The sequence below is a fragment of the Acidimangrovimonas sediminis genome (genome assembly GCF_002871005.1).
GTDB classification, from domain to species: domain Bacteria; phylum Pseudomonadota; class Alphaproteobacteria; order Rhodobacterales; family Rhodobacteraceae; genus Acidimangrovimonas; species Acidimangrovimonas sediminis.
The window spans coordinates 1-1,247 of sequence record NZ_PHSN01000070.1 but is presented as its reverse complement, the minus strand read 5'-3'; the positions used below and the strand labels follow the sequence as shown (position 1 = coordinate 1,247).

Below are 1,247 nucleotides of genomic sequence, written 5' to 3'. Positions count from 1 at the left end.
CCTCCAGCAGATCATCCCCTCCATCACCACGACCAGGAACATCACCAAGAACTGAGATGGCACGGCACTCAGCCGTTCCGGGTGAGGACAAAAGCGCTGGGGGAGCTTGTGGGGCGTCGCGACGAGGGCCGGACCCCGCCTTCCAGATGTCGACCTGAAACCCGACGTCGGCTGCCCATGCAGACGTCGAACATAAGTTAAAATTTGGAGGTGTCCGCAAACCGTGTTGGTGCGCTTCGTTCTTTCGCAGAAAGGCCTATATCACTCGGCCTTTTACGAGGGGAATACCCATGCTGCACCACGACTTTCGCCGGTTTCTCGATACTCTCGACAGCCTGAACCCGGCCCAGATCGAAGACGCCCAGTCGATGATCAGGGATCTTGGACAGAAGACGGAGGCGATCTTGGAGATCGAAGAACGGACAAACCAAGATCTGAAGTGCCCCGTCTGTGGGGACGTGCGCCGACAGAAGTGGGGCCGCACCCGGACCAAGGTTCAGCGCTACCGCTGCACTGGCCGCCAGAAGACCTATTCGGGCAGAACGGGCAGCGCCATCGGCCGACTCCATCGCCCGGACCTGTTCATGGTCGCGCTGCGGGATATGCTGGGCCCGCCGCACCGTAGTCGGTGCGTAAACTCGCGCGGCGCCTGGGACTTAACAAATACACGGTCTGGCGCTGGCGGATGAGACCTTCCAGCGGGAATCGCGCAAGGTTTCTCGCGAATGGGTCCGGCACCTCGCAGATCCGAAGAAGGTCGCACCGCCGCCCCGCCCCAGGTGGGAGGGCGGTATTCTTGTCGGCAAGGTCCACCATCCTGTCCGCGAATTCTCGCGCTTCCGAGACGAGACCTCGCTCTGCCGCCGCCCGGACCAGGCGCGGCATCCCGCCGGAATCGGGCCAAGGCTCTTCCCCGGAGTAGATTCCGAAGGCGTGGAGGAAGTAATTGGCGGCCCGCGCGCCATCGGTTTCGACCTCTCCAGCTCGCACAAGAAGGATGACCGGAGGCGTGCCACTTCGATCCTCCAGGTTCATCACGGATTCGGGATCGGCCACCTTCAAGACATCCCGTGAAAGTCCCGCAAGCGAGGCGCCGGTTTACTCCCATCGCTTGCCGGAGCGAGGCGAAGTGCGGTCTCGAAGTCGAGGCCAAACCGGAGGTCCCGAAGAAGCCGGAAACGAACGGTCCGCTTCTTCGCTGCCTCAAGAGCCTGAACGGCTTCGTCGAGAGCTTCAATGGCCGCCTC

Annotated in this window: 2 protein-coding genes; one reads left to right on the top strand and one right to left on the bottom strand. The window is 62.2% G+C overall.

Annotation, left to right across the window (positions count from 1 at the left end; all coding sequences use genetic code 11):
* Positions 1-290: 290 nt before the first annotated feature.
* The gene (locus CVV76_RS24360; protein WP_102227275.1) at positions 291-689 is read left to right on the top strand and encodes a hypothetical protein; all 399 of its coding nucleotides are present in this window, start codon (positions 291-293) and stop codon (positions 687-689) included.
* Between the two features lie 369 nt (positions 690-1,058).
* Here CVV76_RS24360 and CVV76_RS25550 read toward each other — a convergent pair.
* On the bottom strand, positions 1,059-1,247 hold a 189-nt coding region (locus CVV76_RS25550; RefSeq protein WP_233193154.1), incomplete at its 5' end, for a hypothetical protein.